This window comes from Nesterenkonia sp. YGD6 (assembly GCF_022565895.1).
In the GTDB taxonomy this organism is placed as follows: Bacteria; Actinomycetota; Actinomycetes; order Actinomycetales; family Micrococcaceae; genus Nesterenkonia.
Genome location: NZ_JAJOYY010000002.1, coordinates 207,470 through 226,517, shown reverse-complemented (window position 1 = coordinate 226,517; position 19,048 = coordinate 207,470). Strand labels below are relative to the sequence as shown.

The 19,048-nt window shown below is 67.7% G+C and carries 15 protein-coding genes; 11 read left to right on the top strand and 4 right to left on the bottom strand.

Annotated features, from left to right (window positions below):
• The first annotated feature begins 126 nt into the window (after nucleotides 1-126).
• On the top strand, nucleotides 127-2,298 hold the full coding sequence (locus LTI14_RS04460) for an acyltransferase family protein (RefSeq protein ID WP_241475920.1): 2,172 nt from the start codon (nucleotides 127-129) through the stop codon (nucleotides 2,296-2,298).
• An 89-nt stretch (nucleotides 2,299-2,387) separates the two neighbouring features.
• Here the strand turns inward: LTI14_RS04460 and wecC are convergent, their stop codons facing one another.
• On the bottom strand, nucleotides 2,388-3,617 hold the full coding sequence (wecC, locus tag LTI14_RS04455) for a UDP-N-acetyl-D-mannosamine dehydrogenase (protein ID WP_241475919.1): 1,230 nt from the start codon (nucleotides 3,615-3,617) through the stop codon (nucleotides 2,388-2,390).
• Nucleotides 3,618-3,827: 210 nt separating this feature from the next.
• Between wecC and LTI14_RS04450 the strand changes: the two genes are divergently transcribed.
• A complete protein-coding gene (locus LTI14_RS04450; protein WP_241475918.1) occupies nucleotides 3,828-6,023 on the top strand; it encodes an acyltransferase family protein in 2,196 nt (731 codons plus the stop codon).
• 36 nt (nucleotides 6,024-6,059) lie between these two features.
• Here LTI14_RS04450 and LTI14_RS13215 read toward each other — a convergent pair whose 3' ends face one another.
• From LTI14_RS13215 to LTI14_RS13210, 3 genes are all read right to left on the bottom strand, one after another.
• Entirely contained in the window at nucleotides 6,060-8,936 is a 2,877-nt protein-coding gene (locus LTI14_RS13215) for a glycosyltransferase (protein ID WP_241475917.1), read from the bottom strand.
• The gene (locus LTI14_RS04440; protein WP_241470995.1) at nucleotides 8,933-9,325 is read right to left on the bottom strand and encodes a hypothetical protein; all 393 of its coding nucleotides are present in this window, start codon (nucleotides 9,323-9,325) and stop codon (nucleotides 8,933-8,935) included. The genes LTI14_RS13215 and LTI14_RS04440 overlap by 4 nt, the downstream gene beginning before the upstream one ends.
• A gap of 119 nt (nucleotides 9,326-9,444) precedes the next feature.
• Nucleotides 9,445-12,291, bottom strand: a complete 2,847-nt coding sequence (locus tag LTI14_RS13210) for a glycosyltransferase family 2 protein (protein ID WP_241475916.1) — start codon at nucleotides 12,289-12,291, stop codon at nucleotides 9,445-9,447.
• A 97-nt stretch (nucleotides 12,292-12,388) separates the two neighbouring features.
• Here LTI14_RS13210 and ffh point away from each other — a divergent pair, with 97 nt between their 5' ends.
• From ffh to LTI14_RS04390, 9 genes are all read left to right on the top strand, one after another.
• Entirely contained in the window at nucleotides 12,389-13,993 is a 1,605-nt protein-coding gene (ffh, locus tag LTI14_RS04430; RefSeq protein ID WP_241464927.1) for a signal recognition particle protein, read from the top strand.
• 217 nt (nucleotides 13,994-14,210) lie between these two features.
• Nucleotides 14,211-14,618 (top strand): 30S ribosomal protein S16, encoded by a 408-nt coding sequence (rpsP, locus tag LTI14_RS04425; RefSeq protein WP_241464926.1) that lies wholly within the window; start codon nucleotides 14,211-14,213, stop codon nucleotides 14,616-14,618.
• Nucleotides 14,619-14,635: 17 nt separating this feature from the next.
• Entirely contained in the window at nucleotides 14,636-14,878 is a 243-nt protein-coding gene (locus LTI14_RS04420; protein ID WP_036476533.1) for an RNA-binding protein, read from the top strand.
• A gap of 19 nt (nucleotides 14,879-14,897) precedes the next feature.
• Nucleotides 14,898-15,482 carry a ribosome maturation factor RimM gene (gene rimM, locus LTI14_RS04415; RefSeq protein WP_241470997.1) on the top strand — a complete coding sequence of 195 codons (585 nt, stop codon included), beginning with the start codon at nucleotides 14,898-14,900 and terminating at the stop codon, nucleotides 15,480-15,482.
• Between the two features lie 14 nt (nucleotides 15,483-15,496).
• Entirely contained in the window at nucleotides 15,497-16,231 is a 735-nt protein-coding gene (trmD, locus tag LTI14_RS04410) for a tRNA (guanosine(37)-N1)-methyltransferase TrmD (RefSeq protein ID WP_241470998.1), read from the top strand.
• Between the two features lie 206 nt (nucleotides 16,232-16,437).
• Entirely contained in the window at nucleotides 16,438-16,833 is a 396-nt protein-coding gene (rplS, locus tag LTI14_RS04405) for a 50S ribosomal protein L19 (RefSeq protein ID WP_241464923.1), read from the top strand.
• A 143-nt stretch (nucleotides 16,834-16,976) separates the two neighbouring features.
• Nucleotides 16,977-17,603 carry a signal peptidase I gene (lepB, locus tag LTI14_RS04400; RefSeq protein WP_241464922.1) on the top strand — a complete coding sequence of 209 codons (627 nt, stop codon included), beginning with the start codon at nucleotides 16,977-16,979 and terminating at the stop codon, nucleotides 17,601-17,603.
• A gap of 70 nt (nucleotides 17,604-17,673) precedes the next feature.
• On the top strand, nucleotides 17,674-18,324 hold the full coding sequence (lepB, locus tag LTI14_RS04395; protein ID WP_241470999.1) for a signal peptidase I: 651 nt from the start codon (nucleotides 17,674-17,676) through the stop codon (nucleotides 18,322-18,324).
• A gap of 49 nt (nucleotides 18,325-18,373) precedes the next feature.
• Nucleotides 18,374-19,042, top strand: coding sequence for a ribonuclease HII (locus tag LTI14_RS04390; RefSeq protein WP_241464920.1), 669 nt, complete (start codon nucleotides 18,374-18,376; stop codon nucleotides 19,040-19,042).
• Nucleotides 19,043-19,048 lie beyond the last annotated feature (6 nt).

The following is a 19,048-nucleotide window of genomic DNA, read 5'->3' as shown; positions in this document are numbered from 1 at the left end:
CGCTGGAGTATGGTGCGGCATCGGACTCATCGGCGTCTCTATGGGCCGCCGACCGACTTGCAGCAGATGTGGACAGAGTGACGCCTCGGCGTCGACGACGAGAAAAGACGAGAGACTCACGTGGGCATGACATCGATCTCTTCGGCAGAGGCAACCCCCTCGGGCCGACCGCTGCCGGCCGCGGGCGGGGCACCGACGCGCTTCCAGCCCGAGATCCAGGGGCTCCGGGCCCTGGCGGTGCTGGTCGTGCTGCTCTACCACTTCTGGCCCGACCGTCTCACCGGCGGCTACGTCGGCGTCGACGTGTTCTTCGTGATCTCCGGCTACCTGATCACAGCGCATCTGTTCAAGGAGGCGGTGAAGACCGGGGGAGTCCGGCTCGGCCAGTTCTGGGCGCGCCGGATCCGCCGGCTGCTGCCGCTGAGCCTGCTCGTGCTGCTGCTGACCGCGATCTCCGCCGTGCTGATCCTGCCCAGCACCGCCTGGCAGGCCACCCTGCGGCAGATCATCGCGTCCACGCTCTACGTGCAGAACTGGATCCTCGCAGCCGACGCGGTGGAATACTCCAAGGCCGACGAACGAGCAACAGCCGTCCAGCATTTCTGGACGCTGTCTGTCGAAGAGCAGTTCTACGTCCTGTGGCCGGTCCTGCTGGCGCTCACGCTGATGTTCCTGGCCTTCAGGCAGCGCCGCTCCGGCGCCCCCGGGTTGGAGCGCGCCCAGATCCGGGCCGCGTTCCTCTGGGTGGTCGGACTGCTGGGAGCGTTCTCGCTGCTGTTCTCCATCTACTACACCGCCGCCGCGCCGGCGCAGGCATACTTCGTCACGCCCACCCGGATCTGGGAATTCACCCTCGGTGCGATCGCCGCACTGGTGCTCGGATCTCGGCAGTTCAGCGGTCGAGGGGGAAACCTGCTGGGCTGGGCCGGATTCCTCATGATCGTCGGCGCTGCATTCTTCTACACCGACACCACTCCGTTCCCCGGCTGGACCGCGCTGCTGCCGACAGTGGGCACAGTCCTGGTGCTGGCCTGCGGCGGGCGGGAACCGATGACAGGGGTTCACTGGTGGCTCTCGCTGCGCCCAGCGACCGCCATCGGGGACTGGTCCTATGCGATCTACCTCTGGCACTGGCCGGTGGTGATCTTCTCGCCCTACATCAGCGACGCCGCCAGGTTCTGGTACGTCAAGGTCCTGCTGATCCTGGGCATCATCGGACTCTCCGCGCTGAGCACCCGTTTCTTCGAGTCCCCGATCCGCCGCGCCAAGATCCTGCTGCCCACCTGGCGGACGATGGTCGCGGCCGGCACCGGCATGGTGCTGGTCATCGTGTCCGGGATCGCTGCGGTCTCGGTGATGCAGACCAGCACCGCAGACTCCACACTCACCCAGGACCACCCCTGTTACGGCTACCGGGCGCTGGCGAACCCGGACGAATGCGGTGACCCGTTCGAAGGGGAGCTGGGTCTGTGGCCCTCGCCTGCGGTGGTGGCGGAGCAGTACCAGGAGGAGGCGTTCCCTGGCTGTCAGGCCGACGAGGACGCCGATGGTGTGCCGGAGTGCTGGCTCGGGGCGGAGGAGACGGAGTCCGACGGGACGATCGCGGTCTTCGGCGACTCCCATGCCACCATGTGGCTCCCGGCGCTCGATGAGATCGCCCAGGAGCAGGACAAGCGCCTGCTGGTGCTGACGCGGTCCGGCTGCACGCCCCGCGGCGGCGAGGTCGATGAGGACTCCAGCGACTGCCTCCGCGCCAATGCCGAGATCATCGACCAGGTCTCCGCGGACGACGGCATCGACACCGTGATCGTGGCGGCCAGCCAGATGCATGGGGGGCTCGGCGGGCCGAGCCGCGACCTCGGACTGGACGAGGGTGATTCCGGTCTCGACGATTCGGCGCGGGCCATGTACGAGCCGATCGTGGCCTGGCTCGAGGCCGACAAAGAGGTGGTGGTCTTCGGTGAGGTCCCACGCATGAGCAACGACGAGCAGGAAGAAGAGACCCTGCCGGAATGCGTGGCCCTGAACGAGAGCGACCTCTCGGCCTGCCACGAGAGGCTCGAGGACACTCGGGTGGGGGATCGCTGGCTGACCCGGTCCGCGGAGGTCTTCGCGGACGAAGAGAACTACCACTTCGTGGCCACCGAGGATCTGGTGTGCCGGGAGGACACCTGCTACGCGGTTCTCGGCGGTGCCATCACCTACTCGGACAACAGCCACCTGGCGCGGACCTTCGTGCAGTCGACGATCCCTGAGCTCACCGACCGGATGGAACCGGCGCTGGCCGGGAGCTCCTAGGTCGGGGCAGCTCCGTTGGGGCAGCTCCGTTGGGGCGGGGCAGTTCCGGCGGGGCAGCGAAGTTCAGGCCGGCGCGCCGGTCAGGCGCGTCAGCGCCAGATGCCGCGGGTGTCGATCACCGTGGCATCTCCGAGCCGAGAGGCCGGCAGCTCTTTGAACACCTGATGGTCCACCAGAAGCACCACCACATCGGCACGCTCCAAGGCCTCGTCGAGGTCGCTCAGCCTGACATTGCTGTGCTGCGCCAGCGACTCGGGCAGCTCCTGGATGTGCGGTTCCACCGCCAGCAGCTGCGCTCCCGGGGCGCGCCCGGCGAGCTTCTCCGCGATGTGCAGCGAGGGGGACTCGCGCAGATCATCGATATTCGCCTTGAACGCGAGCCCGAGCAGCGCCACCGCGGGTGAGTCGCCCGCCGTCTCCAGGGCCTGTTCGATCCGACCCAGCACCCATTCGGGCTTCGCGTCATTGGTCTGCCGCGCGGTCCGGATCAGGTTCGCCTCCTCGGGTGCGGCATCGACGATGAACCACGGGTCCACCGCGATGCAGTGTCCCCCCACTCCGGGACCGGGCTGCAGGATGTTGACCCGCGGATGGTGATTGGCCAGCTCGATGAGCTCCCAGACATCGATGCCGAGCTTGTGGCTGATGACCGAGAGCTCGTTGGCGAAAGCGATGTTGACGTCACGGAAGCTGTTCTCGGTGAGCTTCGCCATCTCCGCGGTGCGGGCGTCGGTGAGCAGGAACTTGCCCTCGCAGAACGCGGAGTACAGGTCCCGGGCGGCCTCGGCGGCTTCTGGAGTCAGGCCGCCGATGATCCGGTCATTGGTGATCATCTCTTCCATGATCTTCCCCGGCAGCACGCGCTCGGGACAGTGCGCGACCAGGATGTCGGCGGCACTGAGATCGGGGCGGGCGGCGAGGATGCGCTGCGCCATGTGCTCGGTGGCCCCTGGTGGGGAGGTGGACTCCAGGATGATCAGTTCCCCTCCGGTGATCTCGGCGGCGATCCCGTCGGCGGCGGCCTCGATGTAGGAGAGGTCAGCGGAGTGGGTATCGGTGAAGGGGGTGGGGACCGCGACGATATAGGCATCAGCCTTGGGCGTCTGCGTCGTCGCGGTCAGGGTGCCGCTGCTGACCGCGCGCTCCAGAACCTCACGCAGGCCGGGCTCCACGAAGGGGACCTCGCCCTTGTTCACCGCAGCGACGTTGCGTGCGGAGACATCCATGCCGATCGTGGTGACGCCGTGGTCCGCGAGGATCGCGGCGGTGGGCAGACCGATGTAGCCGAGTCCGATGACACCGACGCTCGAGATGTTCATTGGCAAAGGGGACCACTTTCTGTCGCGACGCGATGACACTGACAGCACGAAGAGGCTGACAGCACGCGAGTCTATCCCAGCGGATTCCAGGGGTCACTACCCTCCACGGGCGTCAAGATCCGGCGTCCGGTGTGGGGTCGGGGATTCCCTGAGAACGGCGATATCTTGGAGCGGTTGCATTCGACCGTCGAAGGAGACCAAGAACCGCCCATGACCACACGCGCCGAGTCCGCCCAGGCACTGCCGGTCGCTGCACCGACGCTGCCGGAGGCTGCCGAACGGTCCTCGCGCGGCGGACGCTACCAGCCAGAGATCCAGGGCCTGCGCGCACTGGCTGTGCTCCTCGTCGTCGGATACCACTTCTGGCCGGAGCATCTGACCGGCGGGTACGTGGGTGTGGATGTCTTCTTCGTGATCTCCGGGTATCTCATCACCGCGCACCTGTTCAAGGAGGCGGCGAGGACCGGGCGGATCCGGCTGGGTCAGTTCTGGGCGCGCAGGATCCGGCGTCTGCTGCCGCTGAGTCTGCTGGTGCTGGGCATCACCGCGGTGGCGGCGGTGATGATCCTGCCCAGCACGGAATGGCAGAACACCCGCCGACAGATCTTTGCGTCGGCGCTCTATGTGCAGAACTGGATCCTTGCTGATGACGCCATCGACTATTCCAAGGCCGACGAACGTGCCACCGCGGTGCAGCACTTCTGGTCGCTCTCCGTCGAAGAGCAGTTCTACGTCCTGTGGCCGGTGCTGCTCGCCGTCGTCCTGGGCCTCGCGGTCCTGGCCCGGCGCGGTCGGCAGTCTGTGCACGGCGAGGCTGTTGCGCGCAGCCACACGCGCACCATCTTCCTCTGGGTGATCGGTCTGTTGGGCGCAGGCTCCCTGGCCTTCTCCATCTACTACACCGCGGACTCCGCCGCCCAGGCCTATTTCGTCACGCCGACCCGGATCTGGGAGTTCGCGCTGGGCGCCCTGCTCGCGCTTCTCCTCGGCGCCACCCAGTTCACCGGACGGTGGGGGAACCTGCTCGGCTGGACCGGGCTGGCGATGATCCTCGGTTCGGCGTATCTCTACAGCGAGCTGACGCCCTTCCCGGGCTGGACGGCACTGATCCCGACGGTGGGTGCGACCCTGCTGATGGCCTGCGGGGGCAGAGACTCCTGGACCGGGATCCACTGGTGGTTCTCGCTGCGCCCCGTGACCGCGATCGGGGACTGGTCCTATGCCATCTACCTCTGGCACTGGCCGGTGGTGATCCTCTCGCCCTACCTGCTGGAGACCGCCGATCTATGGCACGTCAAGGTCGCCCTGATCCTCGGCGTCGTCGTGGTCTCCGCGCTGAGCACCCGGTTCTTCGAGACCCCGCTGCGCCGAGCGAAGATCCTGCTGCCGACCTGGCGGACCATGGTCGCCGCCGGAGTGGGCATGGCGCTCGTGATGGCCCTCGCCCACTATTCGGTCGAGCGTGTGGAACAGGAGTTCACGGCCTCGGACCTCTCTGAGGACCACCCCTGCTACGGCTACCGGGCGCTGGCGAATCCCGATCAGTGCGGGGACCCCTTCGAAGGCACCCAGGGGCTCACCCCCTCGGCGGCCGACGTCGCCGCGCAGCCCCAGGAGCCTGTCCACCCCGGGTGCCAGGCCGGAGCAGACGACGACGGCGTCCCTGAGTGTTGGCTCGGGGCTCTGGCATCAGAGGCCGACGGCACCATCGCCGTGTTCGGGGATTCACACGCCACGATGTGGCTTCCGGCACTGGATGAGATCGCGCGGGACGCGGGCAAGCGGCTGCTCGTGCTGACCCGGTCCGGCTGCACCCCACGGGCCGCGACCTTCGTAGAAGCCGATGACCCCTGTGGTGAGGCCAACCTGGAGATCCTGGACAGGCTCTCCGAGGATGCCGAGGTGGAGACCATCGTGATCGCTGCCAGCCAGATGATGGGAGGCTTCGAAGGGCCCGACGTCGAGGTGGACCTGCCCGACTCCGAGGTGGAGCTCACCGAGCAGGGACGCAGCGTGATCACCCCGATCCAGGTCTGGCTCGACGCCGAGAAGGAGGTCGTCGTCCTGGGTGAGATCCCGCGGCTCAACCTCGAGCGCAATGCGACCGAGACGCTGCCTGAGTGCGTGGCGCTCAACGAGGACGACCCCGCCGCCTGCAACGACGATCTCGAGGACACATGGGTGAGCGAGCGCTGGCTGACCCAGTCCCAGGACGTCTTCGCCGAGGCGGAGAACTACCACTTCATCCCCACGGAGGACCTGCTCTGCTCCGAGGAGGAGGCGACCTGCTTTGCGGTGCTGGGCGGGGCGATCACCTACAACGACAACAGCCACGTCTCACAGAACTTCGTCCGTTCGGTCACCGCCGAGCTGGCCGAGCGGATCGAGCCCGCACTGCAGGGCTAGGTGGCGTCCGGAAGCTCGGTGGTGTTGCGGGGCCGGTCAGGGCTTGGCGCGTCGACGCGCTTCCGCCAGATGGTCCCAGAACTCGACGGCCTCGGGGGTGGTCCACTCGTGGTCCCCGTAGTATCCGAGCAGGTCTGCCAGGGTCTCGGCCGCGAAGAGCCAGTCTGACGGCTCTGACTCGAGTCGGCGCAGCTTCGGGAGCATCCAATTCACGAAGAAGGGCTCCAGCCGGAGATCCCTGTAGGCCTGAAGCTTGTCCACCTCGCGCAGCCAGTCGGCGCGCGCGAGGTCGAGCGGACGGTACTTCTCGAAGTAGCCCGGGTTGATCGTGTTCACCGTGGAGTCGCTGACTGCGGAGTAATAGGTGTGCACCCCGATGTCCTGCACCCGGACTCGGCGGGCGTAGTAGAGCATCTGCTGGAAGAAGTAGCTGTCCTGCCCCACCGCGCCCAGAGGCTGCTCCAGCCCGCAGGCCTGGAGCCAGTCGGTGCGAGCGACCACCGTCTGGATCCCCATGGGACGAAAGTGCAGCCGCTCCAAGGCGTCGCCCGGCACGGCGATGGTCCCGGACGCGTCCTGGTGATCCGCGAGGGTCTCGCGCAGCAGCTCGCTGTAGTGCAGCCTGCCGAACCGGCTGGCCCAGTGGGTCATGTCGCCGAGCACGAAATCCACATCCTGGTGGGACTGAATGTCCGCGAGCAGCTGCGCGAAGCCGTCATGGACCGCCTCGTTGTCGGGGTCCAGGTAGGTGACGAACTCGGTATGGGTCAGCTTCAGACCGGTGTTGCGCGGTCGGGACGCGGACCCTGAACCGCCCCCGCCGTGATGGTAGGCCGTCACGTTCGGAAACTCGTGGGCCAGCTCCTCGACGGTGTCCACCGTGACCGGATCCGTGGACCCGTCATTGACCAGCAGCACGTGCATCTTCTCGAAGACCGAGGATCGGCGCAGCGAGGCGAATGCCTTGTGCCGAAGATGATCGCCGTTGTTGTACACCGGCACGATCACGGTCAGCTCGAGGTTCAGCGCCCCCGCGGTGGCAGCGGCGAGCTTGGAGCTTGCGGCGAGATCCTCATCGACCGTCAGTGCCGGACGATCTCGGCGCATCGACGCTCCGAGTCCGCGGGCATGATGTCCGAGGTGATCAGAGAAGAAGATCCGCTGGTCATGCGCGTGGGCCAGCAGGGCTGCGGCGCTGGCGGCGGGACCCTCAGCGGGTCGCCACCAGGCGGTCAGGTCCAGGGCCGGCGGCGCTGATGCCGAACCCGTAGTCGTCGCCGTTGTCCGTGCCGAGCTGGGGGTCTGATGGCGCAGGGCGGCGCGGTCGGTCTGTTCGGCAGTCCCGTCCAGCTTCGCGACGACGCCGGCGCCCTGGTATCGGAAGGCGCTGATCATGTCAGCCACATAGGTGGGGGAGTAGTGCCGGCGGGTGGAGACCGGCAGCAGGATGTCATAGCTGCCGTGGCGGGCGGACACCTGGTCCCAGGAGACCAGGGGGATCTCCGCGTGGGTCTGCGACCCCAGCTCGGCGCGCAGCACCGAATCCAGCGGGTCCACTGGTTCCAGGGAGTCCGTCTGGCCGCTTCGCCGGGTCTGCCCGGTGTGCTCGACCTGATCCATGACCGCGAGCACCCGTTCCGCGGGCCGTGGCGCCGAGAGGCCCACCGCGGTGCAGATTCTCGCCAAGACGTCGGAGACGTGATGGCTGCTGAAGGCCGTGCGGATCCCGTCGCCCTGGACGCGCCGGAGCTCCCCGAGGGTCAGCGACCCGAGAGTGTCCGCGACGTCCGCCGTCGACTGTGGGATCCTCACATGCGGGAGGTAGGAGTTCACTCCCTGGTTGTAGCCGCTGAGCACCATCGAGCCTGAGGCCTGCAGCTCGATGATGCGCCGGTCATAGAGCGTCTGGGAGCTGATCACGTCATTGAGCACGATGCCGATGTCGGTGACCCGGTCCAGCGCCGCAATCGCGTCGGGTCCCGGGTCGTCGACGAGCAGCGGCCAGTGGCGCGCCGCGAACCCGGCTCCGTGCCCGGCCGGGAGGGTGCCCTCCTCGCCCCGGCGCAGCAGCGCGGCGGGCAGGCCCTGGGCGCTGATGCCGTCAAGGATCCACTCCACCATGACCCGCAGATCGCGGGGGCTCTGCGCCACGTGCGCGCCTGCCATGGCGATCACGGCCGAGGTGGCGCTGCGGGTGCCCAGCGGGGAGTTCTGCAACGGGTTGACCACCATCGGCACCCGGGTGACCTCTGCCTTCTGCCGCCGCGTGTCGGCATAGCGCCGGACGGCTTCTTCGGAGACGGCGAAGACCGCGTCGCAGGCGCTGGCCACCTCGCGGCCGGTCGCGGTGGTGCTGCGGGTCGTGCGGTCCCAGAAGACCACGGGAACGCCCTCGCGCCGACAGCGGGGGATCACCTCGGTGAGCAGCAGCCGCGCCCAGGCCTGGAGCTGGTCCTCGCTGCCCTCCACGGTCCCCTCCGGGGGGACGCTGTATCGGGCGCCGGCGCTGACCGGGGTCAGCACCACCAGGTCGACGCGGTCAAGCGCTGAAGCGTCCGCAGTCAGCTGCTCCGCGCTGAGACCGATCAGCTCGGCGGCCCCGCGCAGCACCTGCTGGGTGCTCAAGTCGTCGATGACTGCCACGCACAGCGCCAGGGGCGGCCTGGAGATCCCGGACTCGAGATCCGGCAGCGCCGCCATCGCCGGTGCCAGCTGCTCGAGCAGATCGGAGGCGTCAGTCGTCCCGCGAGAGAAGGGGCTGCCCGGGCCGGGGCCCAGCAGCTCGGTGGTGCCCTCCTCGGTGAGGGCGCTGAGCAGATCGGGGGCGGCCAGCAGCTCGGCGATCCGAGCGATGCCGGCATCCAGGCGGTCCCGGCGCGGGTGCGGACCAGTCAGGCCCAGGTGGTGGGTCACCGGTCGAACCCTGCTCGGCGGGCCACCTGTTCGAAGGGTCTGGCGAGCTTTCGTCCTGCGACCCGCACGGCCTTGTCAGGGTGCTGCAGGGTGAACTCCACGCGCTTGCGCATCCTCGACGACGCGCTCGCGGACGCGGCCTTGGCCGTCTTCCGCGCTGGTCGGCGCTGCTCCAGTTCCGAGACCCGCTGCTTGAGCGCAGCGATATCGACCTCCTGGACGCGTTCGAGCTGGTCATAGGCCCAGCGGAGCTCGGTGAGCAGGGCCTGGTGCTGAGTGAGCAGCTCGACGACGACCTCGCGGGTGTTCTCGCTGAGATCGGTCACCGCATTCGGCTCGGTCTCGGTCGGTGCCGCCGCGCTGGTGCTGGTCTGATTGGTCTCGGTCATCGCCTGATCGTCCTTCGCATCGATTCTGCCCCGGGCAGTCCCGGCTGCTCTGCTGTGGTCCTCTGCTCTGCCGTGGCCCTCGGCCCTGCCGACTGACCCGGAGGTGGGCGATTCCGTCATCACGGCCGCCCCTCGGGACTGCGGAAGAACTCAAGTCCGCGCGGATCTCTCCAGCGCACATCACCGTAGGCGGCGATGAGCTCGCGGAGCACCCCGGCCGCCTCGTCGCGATCGTGAGGCAGCACCCGCTTGTACTTCTGCAGGTACCAGGACACGAAGAACGATTCGAAGCGCTGCTCGAGGTAGACCTCGAACAGGCCCACCTCGCGCAGCCAGGCGGCACGATCCTGCTCCAGGATCAGGTACTTCCGGAAGTAGTTCGGGGAGATCACGTTGACGATGGAGGTCTCCACCGCACCGTAGTAGGTATACACCGGTCGATACACCGGAACATAGGCCCGGGTGTGGAAGAACAGCTGCTGGAAGAAGTAGCTGTCCTGCCCCACCGCGCCCACGGGCTGCACCAGTCCGAGGCGTTGGAGCCATGCGGTGCGCGCCACCATGGCCTCGATCGACGCCGGTCGGAAGTTCAGCGTGACCAGGGAGTCGGCCGTCGGCCAGTGCAGGCCGTCGCGGTGCTCGACGCCGGCCTGGAACCACTGGTGGTAGTCATGGACTCCGTACTTCCGCGTCCAGACGGCCATGGTCCCGAGCGCGTAGTCGGCCTCCGGTGCCTCGCGCAGCCGCTCCAGCAGCTCCCAGTAGCCATCCTCGAGCTCCTCGTCATCGGGGTCCAGGTAGGTGACGAACTCAGTGAAGCTCAATGCGAGCCCGGTGTTGCGCGGGCGGGAGGCAGACCCCGATCCGCCCCGGGCGTGATGGAAGGCCGAGACGTTGGGCCAGACGTGGGCGAGCTCCTCGATGGTGTCGACGGTGGAGGCGTCGGTGGAGCCGTCATTGATCAGCAGGATGTGCATCTTCTCGAAGATCCCGGATCGGCGCAGCGAGGCGAAGGCCTTGTGCCGCAGGTGGTCGCCGTTGTTGTAGATCGGCACGACGACGGCGAGCTCGAGTCCCAGCTCCTCGGCGGTGCGGCGGAACTCCTCTCTGGCCTGCGCCATATCCGTGCCCTGCTCACGATCGATCTCCCGGCGGGCACCGGCGGGGCGGTGCCCGAGGTGGTCGAGGGCGTAGACCGGCATGGTGGAGTCCGTGGCGCCAGCACCGGCCTCGAGGGTCTCGAGGAGGGCGTCGGGGGAGTCCAGGGCCTCCGGCGCGGGCCGCCACCAGGCGGAGAGGCCCAGGTCGGCGACGCCGGCCCGGCGCTGGTGGGCGGCGTCGTCGGTGGAGTCGGCGTCACCGTCGAGCTTCGTGGTCACCGCGGCGGCCTGGTAGCGGAACGCGGCGACGTGATCCGCCAGGTACTCCGGGCTGTAGCGCCGGGCGCAGCTCATCGGCACCAGGATCTCGAAGCGGCTGGTGTCGGGGAGATCTTCCGCATCGTCGGTCCGGGACGCGGCAAGCTCCGCCCAGGTGGTGATCTCCACGGCCGGGTGCGTCTGGGAGGCGATGTCGGCACGGAGATCTTCGGTGAGCTCATCGGCGACCACCAGGACGCGGTCCTGGTGTGCCGGGATCTCAAGGCCGGCGGCGCGGGCGATCCGGGTCAGCACGTCGGTGCCGTGATGAGCGGTGAAGATCGTCCTGATCCCGTCGGCCTGGACCCGGCGCAGCTCGTCCAAGGTCATCGTCTCGAGGGTCTTGGCGACGTCCTCTGCGGAGTTCGCGATGTGGACCTGCGGGTAGTAGGAGTTCACGCCCTGGTTATAGGTGGCCAGGACCATGGTGCCGCTGGCCTGAAGCTGCAGGATCTGCGGATCGAACACGGCCTGGGAGTCCATCACCGCGTTGACGGCCAGCCCGACGTCCATCGCACGTTGGACCTGGGCCGTCTCGCGGGCTGACCCGACAAGAGCGGCCTCGGCGCGGGTCAGCGTCCACGGGGCGTAGTCGGCGGGGATGGACCAGTGGTGGGGGCGCGGCTCCGGAGGAAGAAGCGCGGCCGTCCGACCGGCTCCCAGCACCCCGTCCACCAGCGGTGGGATGAACTGTGGTTCTTCGAGATGCGGGGCGGGGTGCCGCTGTTCCATTCCCAGCAGCGCGATCAGCGGGGTCCGCGCGGGGCGGGTTCCCACCGGGGTGTGCAGCAGCGGGCTCACCGGGTGTGGGATGACCTCCACTTCGACGTGTTCGGGGCAGCGGCTGCGCAGCACGGCGGCGGCCTCGGGGTCCGTGGCGAAGATCTGGGTGCAGCGCTCCGCGATCGACAGGGACGATCCCAGCGCGGGTCCAGACGTCACCACCAGCACGACGGGCAGCCCGCGGGCGCGCGCCGCAGGGATCAGGGTCTCCAGCAGGAATTCGGGGGATTCCTCGGTCTCTGAGCCGATCATGAGGAGGTCGAGGTGCTCCAGCTGGGTCTGCCAGTCCTCGGCGGTGAGATCGCGCAGCTCGGCCAGGCCGAAGAAGCCCAGACGCAGCCGTGGCCCGGCGACCAGGCCGACGCGCAGTCCCAGGCGTGGTCGGGAGACGCCTGCCTCGGGGGAGGGCAGCTGCGCGGCGTCGCCCAAGGCCTGTGCCCACTGCGCGGCGGGCGTCTCCGGGGGGTCTGCGACCAGGCCGTCCGCCGGTGGGACGGCGGAGGCCGACGCGGCCTCGGCGAGTGCTTCGGCGCGCTCGAGGTGCAACGATGCGTGATGGGCGTACAGGCTGGTCGCCACCGATTTCTGCGTCGGACCTGACCAGGCGCTGGCCGCGGCCCGGTGCGCCTGCTCGGCGGCCTCCAGGGCGGTGTGGTGCGCCGCCCGGGCCGCACTGAGGACATCAGCGTCGGTGGCAGATACCCGCTCCGCGACGGTGGAGGTCTGGGAGGTGGTGTCACTGGGGTGAAGGTCTATCCATCGCACATTGATACTCTAGAGCCTCGGTACATCCACTGCGCGGTGGACGCACTCTGCTCCGCGACGCGCAGCCACCACCAACGACCCAAGGGACATCCCAGACGTGTTCAACTCCCTCTCCGATCGCCTGAGCGCCACCTTCAAGAACCTCCGCGGCAAGGGGAGGCTCTCCGAGGCCGACATCGACGGCACCGCGCGGGAGATCCGCCGGGCGCTGCTCGACGCCGACGTCGCCGTGCCGGTGGTCCGCGAGTTCATCGCCAAGGTCAAGGCGCGCGCCCTCGGGTCCGAGGTCGCACAGGCGTTGAACCCGGGTCAGCAGATCGTGAAGATCGTCAACGAGGAGCTCGTCGGGATCCTCGGCGGGCAGACCCGTGAACTGGCCTTCGCCAAGAACCCGCCGACGGTGATCATGCTCGCCGGCCTCCAGGGTGCGGGCAAGACCACGCTCGCCGGGAAGCTGGCGCACCATCTGAAGAACCAGGGCCACACCCCGATGCTGGTGGCCTGTGACCTTCAGCGGCCCAACGCGGTCACCCAGCTGCAGGTCGGCGGAAAGCGCGCCGGTGTTCCCGTCTACGCTCCGCACCCCGGCGTGTCCTCGGAATTCGAGTCCACCACCGGTGACCCGGTCAAGGTGGCCACCGATGGTCTCGCCGAGGCCCGCAGCAAACTCCACGACGTCATCATCATCGACACCGCCGGGCGCCTCGGCGTCGACGCCGAGCTGATGCGTCAGGCCGCTGACATCAAGGCCGCCGTCGGCGCGCACGAGACGCTCTTCGTGATCGACGCGATGATCGGTCAGGACGCGGTCACCACCGCGCAGGCCTTCAACGAGGGCGTGAACTTCACCGGCGTGGTGCTCACCAAGCTCGACGGCGACGCTCGCGGCGGTGCCGCGCTCTCGGTCGCCTCGGTCACCGGCAAGCCCGTCATGTACGCCTCCACCGGTGAAGGGCTGAAAGACTTCGAGGTCTTCCACCCGGACCGGATGGCTCGTCGGATCCTGGACATGGGTGACATCCTCTCCCTGGTCGAGCAGGCCGAGGCCAACTGGGACCGCGGCGAGGCCGAGAAGATGGCCAGGAAGTTCGCCGACCAGGAGGACTTCACCCTCGACGACTTCCTCGGTCAGATGCAGCAGCTCAAGAAGATGGGCTCGATGAAGAAGCTGCTGGGCATGATGCCCGGCGCGCAGGGGATGCGGCAGCAGCTGGACCAGTTCGACGAGTCCTCCATCGGCCGGGTCGAGGCGATCATCTATTCGATGACCCCCTATGAGCGCAACGTCCCCAAGGTCATCAACGGCTCCCGCCGGGCCCGCATCGCCAAGGGCTCCGGCGTCCACGTCTCCGAGGTCAACCAGCTTCTGGAGCGCTTCACCCAGGCACAGAAGATGATGAAGAAGATGGCCGGCGGCGGGGGCATGCCCTCGATGCCCGGCGGCGGCGGGATGCCGGGGATGGGCGGGATGCCCGGCATGGGTGCCGGAGGAGGCGCCTCGAAGAAGCGCAAGCCCCAGCCCAAGCCCAAGAAGAAGTCCGGCAACCCGGCCAAGGCCGCCCAGGAGGCCCGCGAGGCTGAGCTCAAGCGCACCCAGGGTGCCGCCAAGCGGATGGACGGCTCCAGCTTCGGCGCAGGCACGAAGGATCTCAAGCCCGAGGACCTGAACCTCCCCAAGGGATTCGAGAAGTACCTGCGCTGAGTCTCGGCCTGCGCTGAGCAGGGCTGACCGGGTCTCAGATCGCGTGTTCGGCCGATCTCTGGCACAATAGGCAGGTACTTTGTTCGACGGAGGGCACCCTCTAAACCCGCCGTAGGGACAATGTTCTGAAGTGGTCGCCTCGATTGTGCAGCACGTCCCCACGCAATCCGTTGCCTGACCGCGCCCCTGAAACAAGAAACAGGAGTGGACCACTCAAGTGGCAGTTAAAATTCGTCTGAAGCGCATGGGCAAGATCCGTGCACCGTTCTACCGTGTTGTCGTCGCCGACTCCCGCACCAAGCGTGACGGCGTCGCCATCGAGCAGATCGGCAAATACGACCCGACGCAGGAGCCCTCGCTGATCGAGATCGATTCCGAGCGCGCTCAGTACTGGCTCTCCGTGGGCGCACAGCCCACCGAGCAGGTCAATGCACTGCTGAAGGTCACCGGTGACTGGCAGAAGTTCAAGGGCCTCGAAGGCTCCGAAGGCACTCTGCGGACCAAGGCCCCGAAGGAGGAGTTCGTCGCTCCCAGCAAGGGCTCAGTCATCCAGGAGAAGAAGACCAAGGCTCCGGCTCCTGCCGACGAGGCAGCTGAGTCTGCTTCGCAGGAGAATGCAGAGTAATCATGGGAGCTGATGCAGTGCTGAGTGACGCGCTCGAACACCTGGTCCGCGGAATCGTGGACGCACCCGATGACGTCGATGTCCGCCGTAAGGGCGGGCGTCGCTACGACGTCCTCCAGGTGCGAGTTCATCCGGATGATCTCGGTCGAGTGATCGGTCGGGCCGGGCGCACCGCCAAGGCACTGCGCACTGTGGTCTCCGCCCTCCCCGGTGGGGGCGATGTCCGCGTCGACGTGGTCGACACCGACCGCAGCCGCTGACGGATATGAGGACTGCACCATGATTGCTGGCATGCAAGGCCAGGAAGCATATGAGACCGACCCGCAGGCACTGCCAGATTCGGCAGAGCGCCTGCGGGTCGCTCGTATCGGCAAACCCCACGGCATCCGTGGCGAGGTCACAGCCCAACTCTTCACCGATGACCCGGAGCAGCGACTCGCTCCCGGTTCGGTGATCATCCGGATCGCCGGCGATCAGACCGTCGACCGGATCACCACGCTGCTCACTGTGACCCGGCAGCGCTGGAACAAGAGCATCGCGCTGCTGAGCTTCCGCGAGATCACTGACCGTGACAGCGCCGAAGCCCTGCGCGGCTCCACCCTCTACGTCGAGGTGCCGATGGAGGAAGACTCCGACGAGGACGGCTGGTACAGCCACGAACTCGCCGGATTCGCCTGCGTGGACCTACAGGGTCAGCGCCTGGGCACGCTCAAGGAGCTGATCACCGGTTCGGCGCAGGATCTGCTCGTGGTCACGGCCGTCTCCGGCGAGGACGTGATGGTCCCCTTCGTCGAAGAGCTCGTGCCCGAGGTGGATGCGGAGAATCAGCGCATCGTGCTGACCCCGCCGCCCGGCCTCTTCTGAGCGAGGAGCGCGCCATGCGGATCGACCTCATCTCGATCTTCCCTGAGTTCTTCGACGTCCTTGACCTCTCCCTGATCGGGAAGGCCCAGCGCGAGGGACTGCTCACCCTGCACCGGCACCAGCTGCGCGACTTCAGCTTCGACAAGCACCGCAGCGTCGATGACACCCCCACCGGCGGCGGCGCCGGGATGGTGATGAAGCCCGAGCCGTGGGCGCTGGCGCTGGAGCACGTGCTCACCCAGCGGGAGACCCCGGCATCGGATGATCCCCCGATCCTGATCATTCCCACCCCTGCGGGGGAGGTGCTCACTCAGCGGACCGCTCAAGAGCTGGCCCAGGCCGAGCATCTGGTCTTCGCCCCCGGACGCTTCGAGGGCATCGATCAGCGGCTGCTCGACTGGGCGCCGGAGCATTTCCAGGTGCGCCCCATGTCCATCGGGGACTATGTGCTCAACGGCGGGGAGTCCGCCGTCGTCGTCATGGTCGAAGCCATCACCAGGCTGATCCCCGGGGTGCTCGGCAACCCGGAGTCGCTGGCGGAGGAGTCCCATGCCGACGGCCTGCTGGAGTATCCGGTCTACACCAAGCCTGCGCGCTGGCGCGGCCTCGATGTGCCCGAGATCCTGCTCTCCGGTGACCACGCGAAGATCGGCGCCTGGCGCGCGGCGCAGCAGGACATCCGCACCCGGAAGCTGCGCCCCGATCTGTGGGCCAAGCACGTGGTCGCGCAGGAGCGGAATCTGACATAGAATTGGCCACCGTGCCTGCTGGGCGGCTCCATCTGCCATAGGGGATGACCGTCAACAGACAGGCCGCCGGAGAGGGAAATCATCCCGATCCGGATCCTTACGCTTTGACCTGCGCCGGATTCCGGCGTGATCGGCGCCTTGTGCGCCGTCCGCAAGAGGTCGCAACCCGGGCGAGTGACCTGTGGCAGTCGTCCAAGGAGAAGCATATGCATAAGCTTGATTTCGTTGATTCAGCCAGCCTGCGCACCGACATCCCGGAGTTCGGCCCCGGTGACACCGTCAACGTGCACGTCAACATCGTTGAGGGCAAGAACACTCGTGTTCAGGTCTTCAAGGGTTACGTCCTCGGCCGCCAGGGCCACGGCATCGGCGAGACCTTCACGGTCCGCAAGGTGTCCTTCGGCGTCGGCGTGGAGCGCACCTTCCCGGTCCACTCCCCGGTGACCGAGAAGATCGAGGTCCTGGCCCGCGGTGACGTCCGCCGCGCCAAGCTGTACTACATGCGCGATCGCCATGGCAAGGCTGCACGCATCAAGGAGAAGCGTGAGTCCACCATTGCTCGCCAGCAGGGCGAGAAGGTCGAAGAGGTCACCGAGGCCTGATCCGCGGATCGGCCTCGGCTCATCGCTGAGAGCTCGTACGTCTTATGAACAGCGCAGAGAACCCTGAGCCGCCCGAGTCTGACTCGGCGACTCGGGGTTCTCGGCGTCTGACGCGTCCTCGCCGCTTCCGGCTCTGGATCGCGGTGCTCGCGACCGCCGTCATCGCGGTGCTGCTGGCCACCGGGCTGCGCCTGTTCGTCGTGGACGTCTACACCGTCTCCCAGGTCTCTATGGCGCCCACTCTGGCTGACTCCGAGCGGATCCTGGTGGAGAAGGCTTATCCCGAGGACCAGGGCGTCCGGCGCGGAGATGTGATCGTCTTCGACGGAGAAGGCTCCTTCACCCCCTACGTGGGAGGGGGTTCGACCCTCGAGCAGCTCGGAGCGAGGGTCGGTCACTGGTTCGGAATCGCGACACCTCCTGCGACCTACGTCAAACGCGTGCTCGGCACCGGCGGAGACATCGTCGCGTGCTGCGCGGACTCCGGGCAGCTCACCGTCAACGGGGAACCCGTGGAGGAGCCCTATCTGGGCCGAGACGTCACCGCGCAGGCTCCTGCCTCAGAGCTGAGCTTCGAGGCTGAGGTTCCGCCGGGCCGACTCTGGGTCATGGGGGACAACCGCGAGCAGTCCCTGGATTCGCGGGCGCTGCTGGGCGCACCCGGCGGGGGTATGATCAGCGAAGACCGCATCCTCGGCCGCGTCACCGGCGTCTTCTGGCCCTGGAATGAACGACGAGAGCTTCCGGAGGCACTTCATCAGCACCAGTGACGGGCCTCCGTCTCCATCGCCGGAGAGCCGCAGAGAACGCCGTCGTCGGGCCCGCTCGGCGCGGCACCCGGTGGTCGGATTCCTGATCGAGATCGCCACGATCCTGGTCTTCGCGCTGGTCATCTCCTTCGTCGTCAAGACCTTCTTCTTCCGGGCCTTCTACATCCCCTCTGAGTCGATGGAGCCCACCCTGGAGGTCGATGACCGGATCATCGTGAACCTGCTCGCCCCAGACCTCATGGAGGTCGAGCGCGGCGACGTCGTGGTCTTCGAAGACACCCGCCAGTGGTGGGGCGCCGGGAGCCAGGTGCCCACGAACGCCTTCCAGGACGCGATGATCTTCGTCGGTCTGATGCCGGACACCTCCTCGCACTTCGTGGTGAAGCGGATCGTGGGCCTCGGCGGTGACGAGGTGGAGTGCTGTGACGATCAGGGTCGGATCATGGTCAACGGCGAACCCATCGACGAGCCCTATATCTTCCCCGGCGACGTCCCCAGCGAGGGTGAGTTCGCGGTGACCGTTGCCGAAGACAGCGTCTGGCTGCTCGGGGATCACCGCGGGAACTCCGCGGACTCGCGCTCCCACGTGGATGAGCCCGACATGGGTGCGGTGCCGATCGAAGACGTCATCGGTCGGTCCTCGGTCGTGATCTGGCCGTTTGACCACTTCGGCGACGGCGGAACCGAGCGTGACCCCTTCGAGGCGGTCCCGGAGCCTTGAGCGTCTGGTCCCGGCGCCGCGCCACGCGTCTCATGCGAGGGCTGCGCTGATGCCCGAGAACGCCACGCTGCTGCCCGAGCTGGGAATCGCCGCCGGACGCGACGTCCGCTACATCGCTGGGATCGACGAGGTCGGCCGCGGCGCCCTGGCGGGCCCGGTCAGCATCGGAGTGGTGGTCTTCGATCTTCAGGCCCCGGTCTTCGCCCAGACGCCGACGACGAGCGGGATCTGTACCCAGCTCGACGGCGTGCGCGACTCCAAGCTGCTCAGTGCCAAGGCCCGGCAGCGCTGGCATCCACACATCTGCGAACACGCCGCCGCCTACAGCGTCCAGCACCGGGCGCCGCGGGAGATCGACGCCCTGGGCATCAACGGGGCGCTGCGGGCCGCCGGGCTCGCCGGGCTCAACGCGGTCGAGGTCAAGCTCGGTCGGCCGCTGGACGCCGTCATCCTGGACGGCGCCCATGACTGGCTGACCCATGGCGCCTCGCCCCGCGTGCAGACCATGGTCAAGGCCGATATCAAGGCACTGACGGTGGCCTGCGCCTCGGTGCTGGCGAAGCTCGAACGCGACCGTCTGATGGAGGAGCTCGCCGCGGAGCATCCCGGATACGGCTGGGACTCCAACCGCGGGTATGGCTCTCAGGGTCACCGGAATGCGCTGCTCGAGCTCGGGGCCACCGCTCAGCACCGGCTCAGCTGGAACCTCGGGGTCTGACCGCAC